At 70.2% G+C, this 15,640-nt stretch carries 20 protein-coding genes; 6 read left to right on the forward strand and 14 right to left on the reverse strand.

Going from position 1 to position 15,640, the window contains the following annotated elements; translation table 11 throughout:
* Positions 1–7 precede the first annotated feature (7 nt).
* Positions 8–682, forward strand: a complete 675-nt coding sequence (locus ABFX54_RS35430; protein WP_346111045.1) for a transglutaminase domain-containing protein — start codon at positions 8–10, stop codon at positions 680–682.
* 101 nt (positions 683–783) lie between these two features.
* Positions 784–957, forward strand: coding sequence for a hypothetical protein (locus ABFX54_RS35435; protein ID WP_346111046.1), 174 nt, complete (start codon positions 784–786; stop codon positions 955–957).
* A gap of 50 nt (positions 958–1,007) precedes the next feature.
* Here ABFX54_RS35435 and ABFX54_RS35440 read toward each other — a convergent pair whose 3' ends face one another.
* A complete protein-coding gene (locus ABFX54_RS35440; RefSeq protein WP_346111047.1) occupies positions 1,008–2,240 on the reverse strand; it encodes an MFS transporter in 1,233 nt (410 codons plus the stop codon).
* A 351-nt stretch (positions 2,241–2,591) separates the two neighbouring features.
* Between ABFX54_RS35440 and ABFX54_RS35445 the strand changes: the two genes are divergently transcribed.
* Positions 2,592–3,383 (forward strand): carbohydrate-binding protein, encoded by a 792-nt coding sequence (locus tag ABFX54_RS35445; protein WP_346111048.1) that lies wholly within the window; start codon positions 2,592–2,594, stop codon positions 3,381–3,383.
* 3 nt (positions 3,384–3,386) lie between these two features.
* On the opposite strand, the gene ABFX54_RS35450 is transcribed toward ABFX54_RS35445, so the two are convergent.
* From ABFX54_RS35450 to ABFX54_RS35465, 4 genes are all read right to left on the reverse strand, one after another.
* The gene (locus ABFX54_RS35450; RefSeq protein WP_346111049.1) at positions 3,387–3,908 is read right to left on the reverse strand and encodes a histidine phosphatase family protein; all 522 of its coding nucleotides are present in this window, start codon (positions 3,906–3,908) and stop codon (positions 3,387–3,389) included.
* A gap of 10 nt (positions 3,909–3,918) precedes the next feature.
* A complete protein-coding gene (locus ABFX54_RS35455) occupies positions 3,919–4,929 on the reverse strand; it encodes a MerR family transcriptional regulator (protein WP_346111051.1) in 1,011 nt (336 codons plus the stop codon).
* Between the two features lie 289 nt (positions 4,930–5,218).
* Positions 5,219–5,434 (reverse strand): hypothetical protein, encoded by a 216-nt coding sequence (locus ABFX54_RS35460; RefSeq protein ID WP_346111052.1) that lies wholly within the window; start codon positions 5,432–5,434, stop codon positions 5,219–5,221.
* A gap of 66 nt (positions 5,435–5,500) precedes the next feature.
* On the reverse strand, positions 5,501–6,382 hold the full coding sequence (locus tag ABFX54_RS35465) for an NAD(P)-dependent oxidoreductase (RefSeq protein WP_346111053.1): 882 nt from the start codon (positions 6,380–6,382) through the stop codon (positions 5,501–5,503).
* 49 nt (positions 6,383–6,431) lie between these two features.
* On the opposite strand from ABFX54_RS35465, the gene ABFX54_RS35470 reads away from it, so the two are divergent.
* Positions 6,432–6,839, forward strand: coding sequence for a MerR family transcriptional regulator (locus ABFX54_RS35470; RefSeq protein WP_346111055.1), 408 nt, complete (start codon positions 6,432–6,434; stop codon positions 6,837–6,839).
* A 16-nt stretch (positions 6,840–6,855) separates the two neighbouring features.
* Here the strand turns inward: ABFX54_RS35470 and ABFX54_RS35475 are convergent, their stop codons facing one another.
* Positions 6,856–7,677, reverse strand: coding sequence for a hypothetical protein (locus tag ABFX54_RS35475; protein WP_346111056.1), 822 nt, complete (start codon positions 7,675–7,677; stop codon positions 6,856–6,858).
* Positions 7,678–7,781: 104 nt separating this feature from the next.
* A complete protein-coding gene (locus tag ABFX54_RS35480) occupies positions 7,782–8,453 on the reverse strand; it encodes a hypothetical protein (protein WP_346111057.1) in 672 nt (223 codons plus the stop codon).
* A 205-nt stretch (positions 8,454–8,658) separates the two neighbouring features.
* Here ABFX54_RS35480 and ABFX54_RS35485 point away from each other — a divergent pair, with 205 nt between their 5' ends.
* Both ABFX54_RS35485 and ABFX54_RS35490 read left to right on the forward strand, forming a co-directional pair.
* On the forward strand, positions 8,659–9,309 hold the full coding sequence (locus tag ABFX54_RS35485; RefSeq protein ID WP_346111058.1) for a hypothetical protein: 651 nt from the start codon (positions 8,659–8,661) through the stop codon (positions 9,307–9,309).
* On the forward strand, positions 9,306–9,506 hold the full coding sequence (locus ABFX54_RS35490; RefSeq protein ID WP_346111059.1) for a hypothetical protein: 201 nt from the start codon (positions 9,306–9,308) through the stop codon (positions 9,504–9,506). Before ABFX54_RS35485 ends, ABFX54_RS35490 begins: the two co-directional genes overlap by 4 nt.
* On the opposite strand, the gene ABFX54_RS35495 is transcribed toward ABFX54_RS35490, so the two are convergent.
* The 7 genes from ABFX54_RS35495 to ABFX54_RS35525 all read right to left on the reverse strand — a co-directional run bounded on the left by ABFX54_RS35495 (position 9,503) and on the right by ABFX54_RS35525 (position 15,639).
* The gene (locus ABFX54_RS35495) at positions 9,503–10,102 is read right to left on the reverse strand and encodes a P-loop NTPase family protein (protein WP_346111060.1); all 600 of its coding nucleotides are present in this window, start codon (positions 10,100–10,102) and stop codon (positions 9,503–9,505) included. The two genes, ABFX54_RS35490 and ABFX54_RS35495, sit on opposite strands and share 4 nt — an antisense overlap.
* Before the next feature lie 34 nt (positions 10,103–10,136).
* A complete protein-coding gene (locus ABFX54_RS35500; RefSeq protein ID WP_346111061.1) occupies positions 10,137–10,394 on the reverse strand; it encodes an MFS transporter in 258 nt (85 codons plus the stop codon).
* 96 nt (positions 10,395–10,490) lie between these two features.
* Positions 10,491–11,039, reverse strand: a complete 549-nt coding sequence (locus tag ABFX54_RS35505; protein ID WP_346111062.1) for a MerR family transcriptional regulator — start codon at positions 11,037–11,039, stop codon at positions 10,491–10,493.
* A 10-nt stretch (positions 11,040–11,049) separates the two neighbouring features.
* Positions 11,050–11,910, reverse strand: a complete 861-nt coding sequence (locus tag ABFX54_RS35510; RefSeq protein ID WP_346111063.1) for an SDR family NAD(P)-dependent oxidoreductase — start codon at positions 11,908–11,910, stop codon at positions 11,050–11,052.
* Positions 11,911–11,979: 69 nt separating this feature from the next.
* A complete protein-coding gene (locus tag ABFX54_RS35515; RefSeq protein WP_346111064.1) occupies positions 11,980–12,657 on the reverse strand; it encodes a M23 family metallopeptidase in 678 nt (225 codons plus the stop codon).
* Between the two features lie 116 nt (positions 12,658–12,773).
* Entirely contained in the window at positions 12,774–13,556 is a 783-nt protein-coding gene (locus ABFX54_RS35520) for a hypothetical protein (protein ID WP_346111066.1), read from the reverse strand.
* A gap of 517 nt (positions 13,557–14,073) precedes the next feature.
* Positions 14,074–15,639, reverse strand: coding sequence for an MFS transporter (locus ABFX54_RS35525; protein WP_346111067.1), 1,566 nt, complete (start codon positions 15,637–15,639; stop codon positions 14,074–14,076).
* Position 15,640: the final 1 nt, after the last annotated feature.

Raw genomic sequence — 15,640 nt, forward strand, 5'->3', positions numbered from 1 at the left:
TCGCCGAGTGCATCCGGGCAGGCGCCGCATGGCCGCGGGCGGTACAGCGGCCACGCCCATCCTCGACTGGCGGCATCCCCGCGTGCTGGAGTTGCTGGACGAAGCCCAGGGCCTCGACGGGCGGGCGTTCCTGATCGCGGCCCACCGGCTCGTCGCGGCCCGCGTCCGTCCGGTCTACGCGATGAACGAGCGGCGTCGCATCTCCACGACCCTGCGGCTGGGCCAGGGGTCCTGCAGCCGGCGACTGGCCCTGCTGGAGGGCCTGGCTCGTGGTCACGGGATCCCCACGCGGGTCAGGGGGCTGCTGCTCGACGGGCGCTTCTGGCATCCGCGCTTCCCCCGGCTGCGCGCGCTGATCCCCCGGCAGGTGATCCTCGCCTGGCCGGAGTTCCTCCTCGACGACCGGTGGCTGCCCGTCTCCGAGCTGTACGGCGACCTCTCCGCCCTGCGGGCAGGGGGCCGGTTCACGAACACGGCCGGGGAAACGCTCTTCGACGCGGTCGCGCGCACCGCCGTGGACTGGGACGGCGCCACCTGCTCCGCCTGCGACCTCTCCGGCCACGTCCACGCCGACCTGGGCCTCTTCGGCTCCCGCGACGAGCTGTTCGACGAGCACGGCCAGACCCTGTGCGCGCCCGTACGCGTTCCCGCCGATCTGATCATGAGCCGCCGGGCGGCCTGACCTCTCCGCCCCTTTCGGGCCGCGCTATCGCCGCGCTAACAGCCCGCCAGCGCCCGTCCCGACAATCGCGGAAACGTGCAGGGACTACGAGGAGGCAGAACGTGAGTACGCTCATCGACCGGGCATTGGCGCTGGTACTTCCCGAGGTGAAGGCGGCGGCCGTGTGCGGGTACCAGTACCAGTGCCGCGCGGCCGGCTGGAGCAGGCGGCTGTGCTGCTCGTCCTCCGCCGACAACTGCTCGCCCTGGCAGGTGCTCTCGCCCGCCTGCCCGTAGAGAGCCCCGCCTGCCCGGCAGGGCGGCCCGCCTGCCCGTTGGGAGGCCCGTCAGCATGTAGGGAGGCCCGTCAGCCGGCGGCCGCGGCCCCTCGGCGGCCCGGTCACCGACACGACGACCGACCAGCCGATCGCGTACGCGACGGCGAAGGCTCCGAGGAGCAGCGTCGTTCCGGTGGTCCCGACGGTCGCGGCCATGGGGGCGACCGCGAGCGTCGAGACCCCCTGGAGCCCGGCCGAGAGGCTGAAGACGAGCACCATGACGCGCCCGCGCAGGTGATCGGGCGTGGTCAGTTGCAGGCCGTTGAGTGCGAGGATCGCGCACGCGCCCACCCCGACGTGGCCCAGTACGGCCGCGGCCATCCCCTGGCCGAGGCCGGTGCTGTGGGCGAGGAGCAGGTAGCCGAGGCCGAAGACGGCCAGGGCCGCCCCGGCCACGTACAGCCGCCTGCGGTGCGAGTGGCCCGCGAGCAGCCGGCCCGCGAAGGGGCCGAGCACCGCGCCGAGCCCCTGCGCGAGGTACAGGGCGCCGGTTCCGGCGTCGCCGGTGTGGAAGCGGTCGAGGGCGAAGAGGGGCAGGAGCCCGACCATCCCGTAGCTGAGCCGCAGCCCGGCGGTCAGCCAGAGCAGGGCCGACGCCACGGGCGTAGAACGCAGGAACCGCCAGAGCTCGGCGGCGTCGGCCCGTACCCGCAGCCGGCCCGTCGCCACGGCGCTGGAGAGCGGCCGCTCGATCCGGGCCACGAGCAGCGCGGAGACCACGAACGAGGCGGCGTCGACGAGCAGGGTGGCCGAGGTCCCCCAGGCCGCGGTGACCACGCCCCCGAGCCCGGCTCCCACCAGCAGTCCGGCCGAGTACAGGCTGCCGATCAGCGTCTGGGCGAGGGGCAGGTCCCGGGCGGCGACCAGGTTCGGCAGCGCGGTCTCGGGGATGGGGCCGGACACCGCGGCGAGCACGGACAGCACGGCCAGGCACCCCAGGGCCGCCGCCACCGAACCGGCGTGGAAGGCGACCAGCAGGCCGATGACCGGCACCACCGCGCCCAGGTCGCACGCCACGCGCAGACGTCGCCGGTCGAAGCGGTCGGTCATCGGGCCGATCAGCGGAAACAGCAGCACCCCTGGCAGGGAGTTGATCGCGAACAGCAGCGCCGTCCACCCGGCCGAGCCGGTGTGGTGGTAGACGAAGCCGCTCAGGGCGACGAAGGCGAACCAGTCGCCGGTCAGGCTGAACGCGCAGGCGCAGAGGAGCCGCCGGAAATCGGCGTTGCGGCGCAGGGACACGGAGGATGGGCGGCAGGAAGGCAGCACTCGATGACTCCAGCAGTGGTGTCGGAACCCGGGTGGCGACCGGGGAGAAGTGGCGTGCCCCGCGGGTGCGCGGGACGGCTGCTGGGTCAGTCGCAGAGGTGCTGCATGACAGCAGGGTAGATCATCGGCACCGGGACGGTCCCCGCCGGTCGCCGTCAGGTGCGCGTCGTGGTCACCGGCACCGGCCACGAGCTGGGTGCCGGTGATCGAGCGGGCCTGGGCGGAGCCGGCCGAGGAATGACCCCGGCCGCCGCCGTTCGCCACAAACGGTAATAATCCGCCTACCCGCGCTCGCCGGAGTGATCGAGAGGTCACTCTGGAACTATGACGAAGGCGGCGGAAAGGCGGGAGCGGGCACCCGGTTCGCTGGCGTGGCGGGCCGTGCGGGTCGCCGCGATCGTGGTGCTGGTGGTCTCGGTGCTCACCTGGTTCCTCGTCGATCCGCTCCGGCTGCCGGGTCACGTGCTGGAGGGGCTGAACCAGCGGGCCAGCGTGATCGGCATGTTCACGGGCGCGGTGGGGCTGGTCGTCTCGATGCTGGGGCTGCGCGCGCAGCTACGCGGCCGGTCGCCCGCCGCCGACGTCGCATCCGCCGGCGACGTCGCATCCGCCGCCACGGGGGCACCGGAGCCCGCTGCGATGGCACCCGGCCCGCGCCGCCGTACGGTCCTGCTGGTCGCGACCGTGCCGGCGGCCGTGGTGGCCCTGATCGTCCTGATTACCCTGGCCGTCGTACGGAATGCGCCGGTCCGCTACGAGGCCGAGGACGGCGCCCCCTTCAACGCCATGCCCCTGTTCAACATCGAGGGCGCCTCGGGCAACGCCTCGATGGGCCACCTGAACTATCCGGACAGCTGGGTCGAGATCAAGGTGCAGGTCCCCAGAGCCGGCACGTACACGGTGGACGTGCGTTATCGCGCCGGCGACGGCGACGCGCGCCAATACCTGACGGTGAACGGCGCCGCCAAGCGCATCGTGCACTATCGGGACCGCACCTGGGACACCTGGGGGAACGCGACGGCCAAGGTGCGGCTGGACCAGGGCTGGAACACGCTGCGCTTCCAGCACGACGAGGGCCCGTTCGCGGCCGAGCTGGACTACGTCGAGATCGCCTGACGCCTATCCCCCGCCGATGCGCTCGACGGTGCCCGACGCCAGATCGACGCGATGCGCGTCGGGGAAGCGGAGGTCCGCCCAGAAGCCGCCGGGGCTGTCCAGGCCCAGCCGGGCCGCCACCCAGACGGTCATCGCCATGCCGTGCGTCGCCACCACGAGCGGGCGCCCGCCGGCGAGGGCGAGCCGCTCGGTGAGGCCCGCGTCGAAGCGCTCGGCGACCTCGGCGCGCGGCTCCCAGCCCGGGTAGTCCGCGCCGTCCACGTAGGCGCGCCGCAGCTCGCGATAGTCGCCCTCCCACGGCTCCACCCGGGTGACCTCGTCGAACCGCCGATCGCGGGTGACCGCTTCGTCGCCGCCCAGGGTCTGCCAGGCCTTCACCTCGCCGCTGGAGACGAGCCGGGCGCCTGCGGGCAGCCGCGCGATCAGCCGGCGGGCCGCCTGCCGGCCCTCGGCGCTGAGCTCCCATTCGTGCGGCGGCACGGCCGGACCGTAGGCGGGCATGGCATGGCGGACCAGGAGCAGCATCTGCCGGATGCTATCGAGCCGGGCCCGGCTGGGCGGAAGCGTGCAGGGCCGCCGCCAGCCACGCCGCGAGCGAGGCGAACTCGTCGCCCGTGTCGGGCGGGGTGCCGTTGATCACGGCCACCAGGGACATGTACCTGCCATGGGTGGCGTCGTACCGGGGCGACTCCTCGGGCTCCTCCCGTTCGAACCGCTCGGCCATGAGGAACCCGGCGGCCATGCGTTCGCGCGACTCGGGCGTGGAGTGCGTGCCGACGGCCTCGGCGGCCGCGGCCGCCATGCGGACGACCAGGTCCCGTGCCCGTGGCGACTCCGGCGGCAGCCCGGAACGGACCTCCGCCGTGATCTCCTCCATGATCGCCGTCCCCGTCTCGTAGATGAAGTCCTGTACGGGGGTGGCGGCCAGGTCCCGTCCCGGGGAGGTGGAGTAGGTGTCGTGGAGGTAGGAGCGGACCTTGTTCCTGAACTCCGCGCCCTGGACCAGATCGGCCAGCTCGATCCAGGCTTCGAGCTGGGTGAGCGTCGGGTCCTCCGGCAGGCGCGGCCGCATCGTCCGCAGCCGGTCCACGAAGCCGGCGGGCACGTCGAGTCCCTCGCCGACGTCGTTCCAGAAGTCGTCGATCAGCCGCTCGCGCTCCTCGTCGGGCATCGAGACGAGCTTGCGCATCAGGGCCGCCTGGTCGGCGGTGCCGCCCTGCTTGACCAGGGTCCGCAGCACGGCCCGCCGGGCCCGCAGGCCGCGTTCCTGGCGTTCGACGATCTCCAGATGCGCCGTGAGGAGATCGTGCAGCGACGTCTCACCGTCGAGCAGTCGGCGGATGCCGTCCAGGCCGGCGTCCAGCTCCCTGAGGGTGCGGATGAGCTCCAGTCGCGCGATGGCGCGGACGTCGTACAGGCGGTGGCCGGCGTCGGTGACGCGGGTGGGCGCGACGATGTCGAGGTCGGAGTAGTACCGGATGGCGCTGACGTTCAGCCCGGTGCGGCGCGCCACATCCCCGATCGAGTACAGCTCGTTGTCGTCCATACCGTCACTATCGGATCTCAAGCCACTTGAGGTTCAAGCCCTGTCGGACCGGTACGGAGGGCTTTCGGCCGGGGGCTGGCCGTGCTGGGGGGTCGAGGTGGACGAGCGCATGGCGGACGTCGCACGAGGCCACGGCGTCGAGGTGGAGGTCGCCCCGTTTCGAGACCCGGGACGACGCGGGCCGCCGCTTCGACCTCATCACCTGCGGCCTGCCGGCGCCGGCAAGGCTGAGGGGTTCACCAGCTACGAGCCGCTTGCTTTCGGGCTTCTTGCTTACGAGCTTCGCGGCTCACTTTCGGGCTTCGCGGCGCCGGACGATCGCGTCGCCGAGCTGCCGCGCCGCCTCCATCTCGGGAGCCACCCAGCGCAGCCCGGTGTCGCCCACCTCCATCGGCTCGGCGATGGCCTGCGGCAACGGCTCCTCATCCACCCCGGCCCGCCACTCGGCCGGGTCCGGCCGCTCCGGCAGCCGCCGGAACCGGTCCTTCTTCGCCTCATCCCTCATACCACGTGGACGGACCGCACCATCCCGAAGTTCCTCACCGCACGGTGAGACTCCGCACATGCCCGGTCAGTCGCGCGGCGTACGAAATTCCTCGATCAGCACGGGATACTGCTCCCCACCGTGCCCGGCGGCGATCGAGCGGCCGGCCATCGCCTTGATCAACCTCGGCAGCTCGGCGTTGACCCCCACCGCCTCGCTCTCCTCGATCAGGTGGTCCATCGCTCGTACGTCCGTCTCCAGCGCCGACACCTCGGCCGGGAAGGAGCCCTTGTCGATCTGCTCGGCGTACCCGGGCAGCCATTCGGCCACGACGGCGGCGATCTGCCGCGCGAACGGCGCGAACGTCACGGCGTCGACCCCGGCCGTCCCGAGCAGGGCCGTGCCCTGGAGCCAGCCGTTCAGCACGCTCCACATCATGGCGAGGCCGGCCACGTCGTACAGGGACGCCAGCCCATGGTCGGCACCCAGGTAGGTGACGGTGCCGAGCGCGTCCAGCGTCGATTCGTGCGCCTCGAAGTCCGGTCTCGGCCCGCTGTGCAGAATCACCGCCTCGGCGGTCCCGATCGCCGGCGGGACGGCCATGACGGCGCCGTCCAGGTAACGGGCGCCGCGCCGCTCGGCCCATCGGGCGGCGTCCCTGGCCTGCGCCGAGTCGCCCGAGGTCAGGTTGATCAACGTCCTGCCGTCCAGCTCGGTGTCACTCGCGCCGAACAGGTCGTACACGGCCTGGTAGTCGGTGACGCAGATGATCGTCAGAGGGCTCGCCCTGAGCGCCTCGCCCACCGTCACCGCCGGTCGCGCGCCCTCGGCCAGCAACGGGCCGGCCTTGGCCGGCGTACGGTTCCACACGGTCGTGGGATGCCCGGCCCGCAGGAACGCGCTCGCGAGCGCGCGGCCCATCAGTCCGAGTCCGATGACCGTCACGGGTGTATCGGTTCTGCTGTTCATGGCAGCATCGTCAACGTTGATACCGGTGTGAAGGTCAAGCGAGGGTTCGATGCTGATCGGGGAGCTGAGCCGCCGGACGGGCGTGAACGCTCATCAGTTGCGCTACTACGAGGCCCAGGGCCTGCTGGACGCGGAGCGGGGTGCGAACGGTTATCGCGAGTACGACGAGGGCGCGGTGTTGCGGGTGAAGCAGATCCGGCACCTGCTCGGGGCCGGTCTGTCCTCGGAGGACATCGCGTACCTGCTGCCCTGCGCGACCGGTGAGGCCCCGGACCTGCTCGGATGCCCCGAGCTGCTGACCGCGATGCGCTCACGGCTGCGACGGCTGGACGAGCAGATGAGCCGGCTCGCCCGATCCCGGGACGCCCTCGCCCATTACATCGAGACGGCCGACCGCACGACCGCCGGCAGCCGTCCTTGCCCCGGCGACACCGGCCAGGAGCGCGTACCTGCCTGAGGTCCCCGAGGCATCGTCACGTCGCTTGTTCCCCGGAAACGACCTCGGCCTGCTCGGCGGGCGGTTGACGGCGCGGGGCGGCAAGATCATGGGCGGAGCGCGCCAGCCAGATCATGAGCAGCACACTCGGGACCACACCGAGCGCCTCGCCGACGCCTGTCTCGTGCGAGAACGGCATCGCGGCCGCCGTCAGCGGGATCGGCGCCACCACGGAGGCTAGACCGTACCCGAAGGTCGCCCTCTCCCAGCGGTCGTCGCCCCATTGGGCCCGCAGGACCAGCGCCGTCCAGGCCAGAGCGGCCAGGGCACAGATCGACTCCGCCGCGCCCAGGCCGGACCAGCCGACGAGGTCGAACACGCCGATGACGGCGAAACCGCCGTACCCCAGCACCCCCGCGCCCCGCGTGAACGGCCGGTCGCCGCCCAGCACCGGCATGAACCGCAGCACCACCACCCACATCGCCACGAAGTCGATCACCGTCGCGACATCCCAGGCCAACGACCCGGCGAGGTGAAGCAGCCATGTCGTAGCCGCCGCGACGTAGAGCGCCACCCGCAGCCGCATCACGTCCCGGTCCTGCTGCGGCGGCGACCCCGCCAACGGCCCGCGTACGACCTGCCAGATCGCCCACACCCAGGACAGCCCGGCCAGAACCAGGACGAGCACGCTCAGCGGTGTCACCACCGCGCCTTCGGCCACGGGCGTGAACAACGCCAGCCACCACAACGGGCCGAGCTGTCCGAAGACAAGGGCGACGACGACGGCGACCGTCAGCGCGGCGCCGTACAGGCCGACGAGAATCAGGGCAGACAGGGCCGAACGATGGCGACGTAACACGAGGCGCTTCCCAGGGGGTTCGGAGGGCATGAAAGCGAACGCCCCACCCTACAATCGATCATCAAAAATGGCGCCACACCCACGCGCCCGTCACGCCGAGCGGCCTATGTCATCAAGGGCGTCATCGCGAGCACGCCGGTGCCCCGCACCCTCATGTCGCGAGTCAGTGTGAATGGACTGACACCGCAGACCGCGGCGATTTCCGGGGCCATTTCAAAAGCCGCCACCGTCCACTCGTCGAGTTGTTCGGCGGTTGCCGTCCGCAGGTCGCCGTCGACCGGCAACCCCAATTCCAGAAGCCGTTCCTGTTCATAACGCAGCGGGTGACCATGAGCGAGTGATTCGTCATCCGGCTCGCCGGTCGCCGCGTACCGGCGGACAACGCGCCCATGCTCGGCCACCAGCCAGGCCGAGCCATCTCCTTGCGCACCGAAGTAGTAGGCCTGCGCCCCTCCATAACGGGCGCTGAGCGTCCGGCACGAGCTGACCACCTCCTCGCGACGTTCACCGCAAGGATCACACCAGGCGCCCATCACCAGGATCCAGCCGTCCACCTCAGGAGTGACGAAAACCCGCGACAGACGGTCGGGATCGCCCGGTCCGGCATGGCCGTCGGCGTCGATCACCTCCTGGGCCTCAGCGAAGGTGAGCGGCCTCGGCGACGACAGGCCAAGAATCTCCATGACACCGGCCTGGTCACCGGTCGGAACCGCGATCCAGTGATTCCAGCAGGTCCAGATCGGCCCAGGCCGATCTTGCGCTTCCATCTCGCTCACTGTGCCACATGGCTTGATCCTCTGATCCGAAACGTCCTGGATGATCAAACCTGTCAATGACCTCGCGGGCTACGGTGCCCACGTGGTCGATTTGGTCAAGGGGTTGCCGAGAGCGGATGCTTACGTGCTCATGGATGTGTCGCCCCTCGGATGACCGCTTGGCAGCCGATCCGCGCCCAGGCCGCGCGGTCGCTAGGTTGAGGTGGTGGATCTTCCTGCCCATTGGTTGCCCCGGCCGTCCTTCAGCCCGGACGACGAGACCTTGGCCGGCTTCGCCTCGTTACTCGCCGACGCGATCGCCCAAGGACCCGACGAGCCGATTCCCTACGCCTTGGCCGCGCCGAAGTGGCAGTTTCTTTCCTACGTGGCCGAGCAGGCCGAATACGTGCTCCACGGGTCGAACGATCCCTCGATCGAGCGTTTCGAGCCACGCCGGTCCTACGACGGCGACGCCTTCGGTGATCGCACCGCCGTCTATGCCGCCTCGGACGGCATCTGGCCGATGTTCTACGCGATTCTCAACCGCGATCGTCCGCTGTCGATGGTCAATTCGTGCAGCGACATCGCCGGCGAGACCTATTACTACTTCTCCGTCAGCCGGCCCGTGCTCGACCTCCACCCGTGGCAGGAAGGAACGATTTACCTCCTGTCCGCCGACGGGTTCGAGCACCAGCCGCCGATCCGAGGGGCTCGCCAACGCCAGGTGGCCAAACTGACGCCGGCCGAACCGGTGGCGAAGATCCGGGTGACTCCCGAGGAGTTCCCGTTCCTCAAGGACGTACGTGGACACGACGACGCGGTGGTGCGGGCCCGATCCGCGGCCGACCCCGACGGCTTCCCCTGGATCGATGCGTGATCGCCTCAGTCGGCGACGAAGCGGGCCTGGTCGCCCTGCTCGCGCTGGCGGCGCAGCTCGTAGGTGCCCGGGCCATGCCGGTGAAGGCGTGTTCGGGATGCGCGAGGCAGGCGGTCGCGTCCTCCGTGACGGTCAGCACGCCGAGCACCAGCTCGCCGCCCTCCGACCTGTGGGACGACGAGGACTGGGACGGCTAGGAGCCAAGGGCTGACAGGAGACGGTCGAGGTCGCGGTTGCCGCGGCAGCGCACGACCTTGTCCGGGTACGGCGCGAGCCGGTCGCGGGTCGTGGCGCCGGAGTTGCCGCGACCGGCGTCGAGCTGCTCGTCGGTAGCGATCGGCCCGCCGGGATAGCGCAGGACGTCCCGCAGGAACCGGGCCAGCGGCCACAGGCCCTTGTGCGGGTTGGTGCCGTGCGCGGAACGTACGGCGTGGCGGCGTACGATGCGCCAGACGGCGAGCGGCGGCGGAGTGTCCAGCCACACGATGACATCGGCCGCCTCCAGGAGGGGATCGGTCCAGCCGCAGAGCGCGCTCGCCGTGACCCAGGCCGGCCCGGCCGCGATCTCGGCGGCGGCGGCCCTCCAGGCGGCGGCGACGCGGGGGTCGCCGTCGAGGAAGGGCAGTGGCAGGGAGTCGAGGTCGATGTGCTCGATCCCCAACCGCGCACCGACCCGCTCGGCGAGCGTCGTCTTGCCGGCGCCGGCCATGCCCATGATGTGCACCCGCTTCGGCGTGCCGCCGACCTCCACCCCGGCCACCTCCCGGCGATCATCGTGCCAGAGCCGGATCACCCCACTCCACCGGTTAACCGTCGGCGGCGTCCGCTCAGCGGGATGTGCCGAGCACCCACAGCGATACCGCCATGAGCAGAGCGGTCAGGCCGCCGCAGATCATGACGGTGGAGACCGAGAAGGCGTCGACGACACGTCCGCCGAGAAAAGCACCGAGAGCGAAGGTCGCCTGGAAGGAGGAGGTGAAGACGACGGTAGCGGCTTCCGGTGCGTGAGGGGCGGCGGTGATGAACGATGCCTGCGAGCACACGGGCACACCCCCGTAGGCCAGACCCCAGACCACGAGCAGCACCACGGCTCCGACGACTGCGCCGTACGCAGCAGGCCGAACGTGAACCAGCAGAGGCCGTGAAGATCGTTTCCAGCAGGAGAAAGGGCCGGATGTCCCTCAGTCCGCCGGAAGGGCCCGTCGCACCGGCTCGTCCGACAGCGCCGTATGGCCGATACCGGCGGCGGTGCCGAGGTCCTGGACGTCCGGCCCGGTCGAGCCACCGTACGTGGCGATCTTGTATTCGACCGCCGTGAGGGAGAGCGTCAGCTCACGGATCCGGCGGCGGATGGTGTCGCGATGTTCGACCAGCACGTCGAGCCGCTCCGGCACGGTGTGCCCGCCGGCGTCGACGAGCGAGATGTAGTGCTGCAGGTCACGCATCGGCATGCCGGACAGCCGCATCCGGGTGAGGAACACCAGGCGCCGAACCGCCCCGGCGTCGTACACGCGATGCCCCTGACCGTCGCGGGCCACCTCGACCAGCCCGGCCCGCTCGTAGTAGCGCAGCGTGTGGGGTGAGATGCCGAGGAGGGCGGCGACGTCGGCGATCGTCATCGTCTCGGGCAGATCGGCCAGGTCGGCGAGGCTGTGGATCGCCTCGGCCGACAGCGGACCGTCGTCCCCGAGCGCGTCGAGCGCCCTGGTCATCAGCTCGTCGGTGGCCATGACCCCGAGCCTAGACGGGCCGTACCGATGCGGAGACCCCCTCGAAGTCGGCGCCGCGGGCGGTCTCGGCCCACCGCTCGACCTCGTCCAGGCCGCGCCGGTAGGCACGCGAGATGCGCTCGACCGCCTCACGCCCGAGCGGCAGCCGCAGCGGCACCTCGTCGCCGTGCGCGAGCGAAACGATGATCTCAGCCGCCCGCGCCGGATCGCCTTCCTGGCGGCCGTCGGTCCCGGCCATGTCCGCCCGGACGCCGGCGAGCAGGTCGCGGTAGGTCGCGGACGGCTCGGCGAACTCGAGCACGTCGCCCCCGTTGAAGCCCGTCCTGAACCGGCTGGGCTCGACGAGCAGCACCCGGATCCCGAACGGCGCGACCTCCCCGGCCAGGGCCTCGGACCAGCCTTCGAGGGCGAACTTCGACGCGGAGTACGCCGACACGCCGGGGAACGACGTCCGCCCGCCCTGGCTGCTCATCTGCACGATCGTCCCGGTGCCCCGCGCACGCATCGCGGGCAGCGCCGCCCGGACGAGCTCGGCGGGGCCGAACAGGTGCAGCTCCATCAGGTCGCGCAACTGCGCGTCGCCGACCTCCTCGACCGCTCCGACCACGGCCCGGCCCGCGTTGTTGACCAGCACGTCGAGCTGACCGAAGCGGTCGAGGGTGTCACGTACGAGATCCGGGGCCGCGGCGACGTCCCGGGCGTCGAACGTCGCGATCATGCAGTCGTCCGGGTACGCGGCCTCCAGATCGGCCACGCTCTCGGGCCGGCGCACCGCAGCCACCACGTGATCGCCCGCCGCGAGCGCCGCCTGCGCCAGTGCACGTCCGAACCCGCGGGACGCGCCGGTGATGATCCAGGTCTGTGTCGTCATGGCGGGGACGCTATGCCTTCGAGCGCGCTCGAACGCAAGCTCACCGACCTCGACCTAACCCAGGCCAGCTCAGCGCGGGCCTATCTCCCCGTAGCCACAGTTGCGGCTGACGACGTTGTGATATTGCGGGCCTGGATAGGGTACGCCGTTGAACACGGAGGGAACTCGTTCCTTTCCCGGCCCTCCCCAGCCGGTCCGCCCGTCACTGTTCTTGTCGTACCAGGTCTCGAAGTGAAGATGGGGGGTGTATTTCTTGCCCTCCTTCGTCATCCCCGTGTTCCCCACGAATCCCAGAACACTGCCCTGTGTGACCCGGGCGCCGACCTTGACGCTGCGAGAATCCAGGTGAAGGTAGACGGTGTACCAGCCACCACCGTGATTGATCTTGATGACGTTGCCGGCGTATGTATATGTCTGCGACATGACCACCGTCCCAGCGGCAGGTGCCAGGAGTTTCGACCCCTTCGTCATTCTCTGCGGTTCCCGCACCATGTCCAGCGCCGGGGCATGGCCCCAAGTGTTCAAGCGCCACTTCTGCTCGCACGGGAACGGGAGCTGCATGGATGGACGCGGCCCCCTCGAATTCGAGACGTCGGCGTTGGCGGGCTGGGCGGCCCCGGCCAGGCCGGCGCTGGTGAGCGCGGCCAGCATGAATACGGCCAGCGGCTTGCGGATTTCCCCCGTCATTTGCATCACCCTCCTGCGTTTGATCGCGCTGTGGAGATCAGCCTCCTCAACAGCCGTCATAAAGGAGTCATAAGGGCGTCATACGGGGGCGGCGTCAGGCCAGGCTCCCAGGCCCGAAGCCCACCATCCATCAGACAGGATCCGTGGATGCGGTGCCCGTGCCGCGTACTCGCCACTCAGTACTTCAGCCGGCCCGAGGCGATGGTCTGAGCGGCAGGCGGAGGCTTGATGGTGAGCTTCATTCCCCAGTCCGAGTAGCGGACATCTTTCACGAGACCCATCCATTCCTGACCCGCGCCGAGGTGCTTCACCTCATCTGGTAGCGGCTCACGCCACTTGGACCAGGCCCGGCGTATGAGGCCGTCCTTGCCGATCCACAGCCGCCAATCGATTTCCCAGTCGGCGTGTGCATCCCGCACAGAGCTGCCACGCAGCTCCGGCCGGACATTCCACAGCTGACGGAACGAGATCGATCCCTCATGGAGTGTCGTGGGCGATCCGTCGTAGGCGTCCGAGGCCTTGGTGGTCGTCGTGGTCACCAGTACGGCTGCGAGCACGGCGGGCTCGTCCAACCGCAGGTTTCCCGTCTCCAGGCGCGATACGCAGGGTTCCTTGATGGCGACCCACCTCTTGCCCTTCGGCCGCTTCGTTTTCGGGTCGCACTCCCAAAGGCGTTCGCCGATGCAAACAAGGCGAACGCCCGCCTCCCCCAGTTGGTGGTCCCAGAAGTCACTCGCCACCACTTTGCCGTCACCGAATCCGACGGCACCCTTCACCGGCTCGAAGCGCCCCCAGCCAGAGATCGCGTCCGAGTTGAGCGTGCGGTATTCGGTGATCCGCACGCCGTGCCCTTTGACCCGTTGACGCTGGATCGCCGCGACCGGGTCGCCGGCGCCGACCTTGGTCGCGCCGACGGCGGGCGCGCCGGGGAGCGCCAACCCTGTCACGGTGAGCGTCACGACCGCCGTCCACCACCTCATCACGTGATGCTTCTCCTCGCGTCGGATCCGCTACTCCCGTCGGCACGGGCCGAAGCGGCGATCTTCGCATGCCTTGACCTCACCGCGATCACAGCGCCGACGGCGAGGCCGGCAGGCGTTTGAAGGCCGCCCTGAAGAGGTTGGAGGTGGGCCGCGCGTCCTTGATCGCGGTCTGGCTTGGCAGTTGATCTCGTGTGCACGAGATTGTCGCGTCCTGATCGGCGTCCTCGCCGGGCTGGGCGCGAGTGGCGCGCTGCTCGTGGCGGACGAACGGTCCCCGTAGCCTTGGACCCCGCCTCGGAAGGGCCCGGACCACCGTCGCGCTCAATAGTTGACAGCGGCCCTCAAGCGGAGCCGCTGGGAATGGGAACAGGCCGATCGACCTGGGAAGGACAACGGGCGCGAACCGGCCCTCTCGGACACTGCCGATGATCACCGCAAGCCTGAGACGTCCTGGATCTATAAGGGATTCGCGCGGGTGCTGGTGAATGTCCGATCAAGGTCGGGCGGTTGGCTTGGCGCCGACTCGGCCGCGCCTGAGCATGACCGCGACCGCGACGGCCAGACCAGCCATGGTCGCGGCGCTGACCACGGCGCTCAGCTGAAATCCTGTGGTGAACGCTTCACGGGCTGCGTTGAGCAGCATGGCCCCGGGCAGGTCGGGAAGAACGCGACTCGCCGTCACAGCGCCACCCAGGCTCTCCCTCGCGGCGGACACGGCTTCTGCGGGGAGGCCCGCTACAACAGCGCGGTTCATTTCGCCCCGGTACACCGCGGTGATGGCGCTGCCGAGGACCGCAATGCCGAGTGCACCGCCGAGTTGAGGCGCGGTCGAGGAGATCGCCGAAGCGGCGCCGGCCTGCTCGGGGGGTGCGGAACCGACGACCAGGTCGGTGGCCAGCGCCATCATCGGACCGAGCCCAGCGGACACAATGATGGCTCCGGTGACCAGGAGAGTCAGGGCACCTGTCCCGGCAGTCATGCCCACCTGAGCGACCACGACGAAGCCGACCGCAGCCAGGGCCAGTCCGGCCGCGATGACCGTTCCCGCGGCTATCCAGCGCACGATTCTGGAGGCCAGCATCGATCCGACGATTACCCCGACAGCTGAAGGCGCCGTCCACAGACCGGCCTCCAGCGGCGAGAGCCCGCGCGCCAACTGCAGATACTGTGCGAAGGCGTAATTGAAACCCCACAAGACGAAGATGCCGAGCGCCAGCGTAGCCACGGCGGTGCTGAACGCCCGGTTCGCGAACAACCGCAGGTCGATCAACGGGTGGCGCAACGCGCGCTGCCTGCGCAGGAAGACGACGGCGAACAGCAGCCCGACTGTGACGGAGAGCACGGGCAACCAGCCGGAGCCGTCGGCGGCGATCTGCTTGAGACCGTAGACCGCCGGCAACACCGCAGCCAGCGACAGTGCGGCGCTGATCAGGTCCAGCTGCCCTGCCCCCGTGTCGCGTCGCTCGGGCAGCAGGATCGGTCCCAGCGCCAGGAGCAGCGCCATCACCGGCACGCCGAGCAGGAACACCGACCCCCACCAGAAGCGCTCCAGCAGCCACCCGCCCACGAGAGGGCCGATCGCGGTGCCTCCGGACACGCTGGCGATGACGATCCCGACGGCGACGGTGCGTTGCCGCGGATCCCGGAACATGGCGACGGTCAGGGAGAGCACGGACGGCATCAACGTAGCGCCAGAGATTCCGAGTAGCGCGCGGACCGCGATGAGCACGCCCGCGCTGGGAGCGTAGGCCGCGAGCACAGACGCGACGCCGTACGTGGCCGCGCCGATCAGCAGGAGACGTCGGCGGCCGATCCGATCGCCCAGCGTACCCATGGTGATCAGCGATCCGGCCAGCAGAAAGGCATAAACATCCACGATCCACAGCAGCTGAGCGCTGTCGGCTGCCAGCGCTCTGCCGATGGCCGGCAGCGCCAGGTGAGTCACGGTCAATTCGAGGGAGGCCAGGAGAGCCGGAATGGACAGGACGGCGAGCCCGATCCATTCCCGTCGCCCAGCACGGCCGGTGGGCGGGGCGGTGTCCGCAGGGGATCTTGTCACT

The sequence above is a fragment of the Nonomuraea maheshkhaliensis genome (assembly GCF_039529435.1).
GTDB lineage: Bacteria > Actinomycetota > Actinomycetes > Streptosporangiales > Streptosporangiaceae > Nonomuraea > Nonomuraea maheshkhaliensis.

Excerpts from the sequence above, each read along its gene's own strand:
- ABFX54_RS35445 (WP_346111048.1), top strand. The coding sequence starts at position 2,592 with ATGACGAAGGCGGCGGAAAGGCGGGAGCGGGCACCCGGTTCGCTGGCG.
- ABFX54_RS35450 (WP_346111049.1), bottom strand. The coding sequence starts at position 3,908 with ATGCTGCTCCTGGTCCGCCATGCCATGCCCGCCTACGGTCCGGCCGTG.
- ABFX54_RS35455 (WP_346111051.1), bottom strand. The coding sequence starts at position 4,929 with ATGGACGACAACGAGCTGTACTCGATCGGGGATGTGGCGCGCCGCACC.
- ABFX54_RS35460 (WP_346111052.1), bottom strand. The coding sequence starts at position 5,434 with ATGAGGGATGAGGCGAAGAAGGACCGGTTCCGGCGGCTGCCGGAGCGG.
- ABFX54_RS35465 (WP_346111053.1), bottom strand. The coding sequence starts at position 6,382 with ATGAACAGCAGAACCGATACACCCGTGACGGTCATCGGACTCGGACTG.
- ABFX54_RS35470 (WP_346111055.1), top strand. The coding sequence starts at position 6,432 with ATGCTGATCGGGGAGCTGAGCCGCCGGACGGGCGTGAACGCTCATCAG.
- ABFX54_RS35505 (WP_346111062.1), bottom strand. The coding sequence starts at position 11,039 with ATGGCCACCGACGAGCTGATGACCAGGGCGCTCGACGCGCTCGGGGAC.
- ABFX54_RS35510 (WP_346111063.1), bottom strand. The coding sequence starts at position 11,910 with ATGACGACACAGACCTGGATCATCACCGGCGCGTCCCGCGGGTTCGGA.
- ABFX54_RS35515 (WP_346111064.1), bottom strand. The coding sequence starts at position 12,657 with ATGACGGCTGTTGAGGAGGCTGATCTCCACAGCGCGATCAAACGCAGG.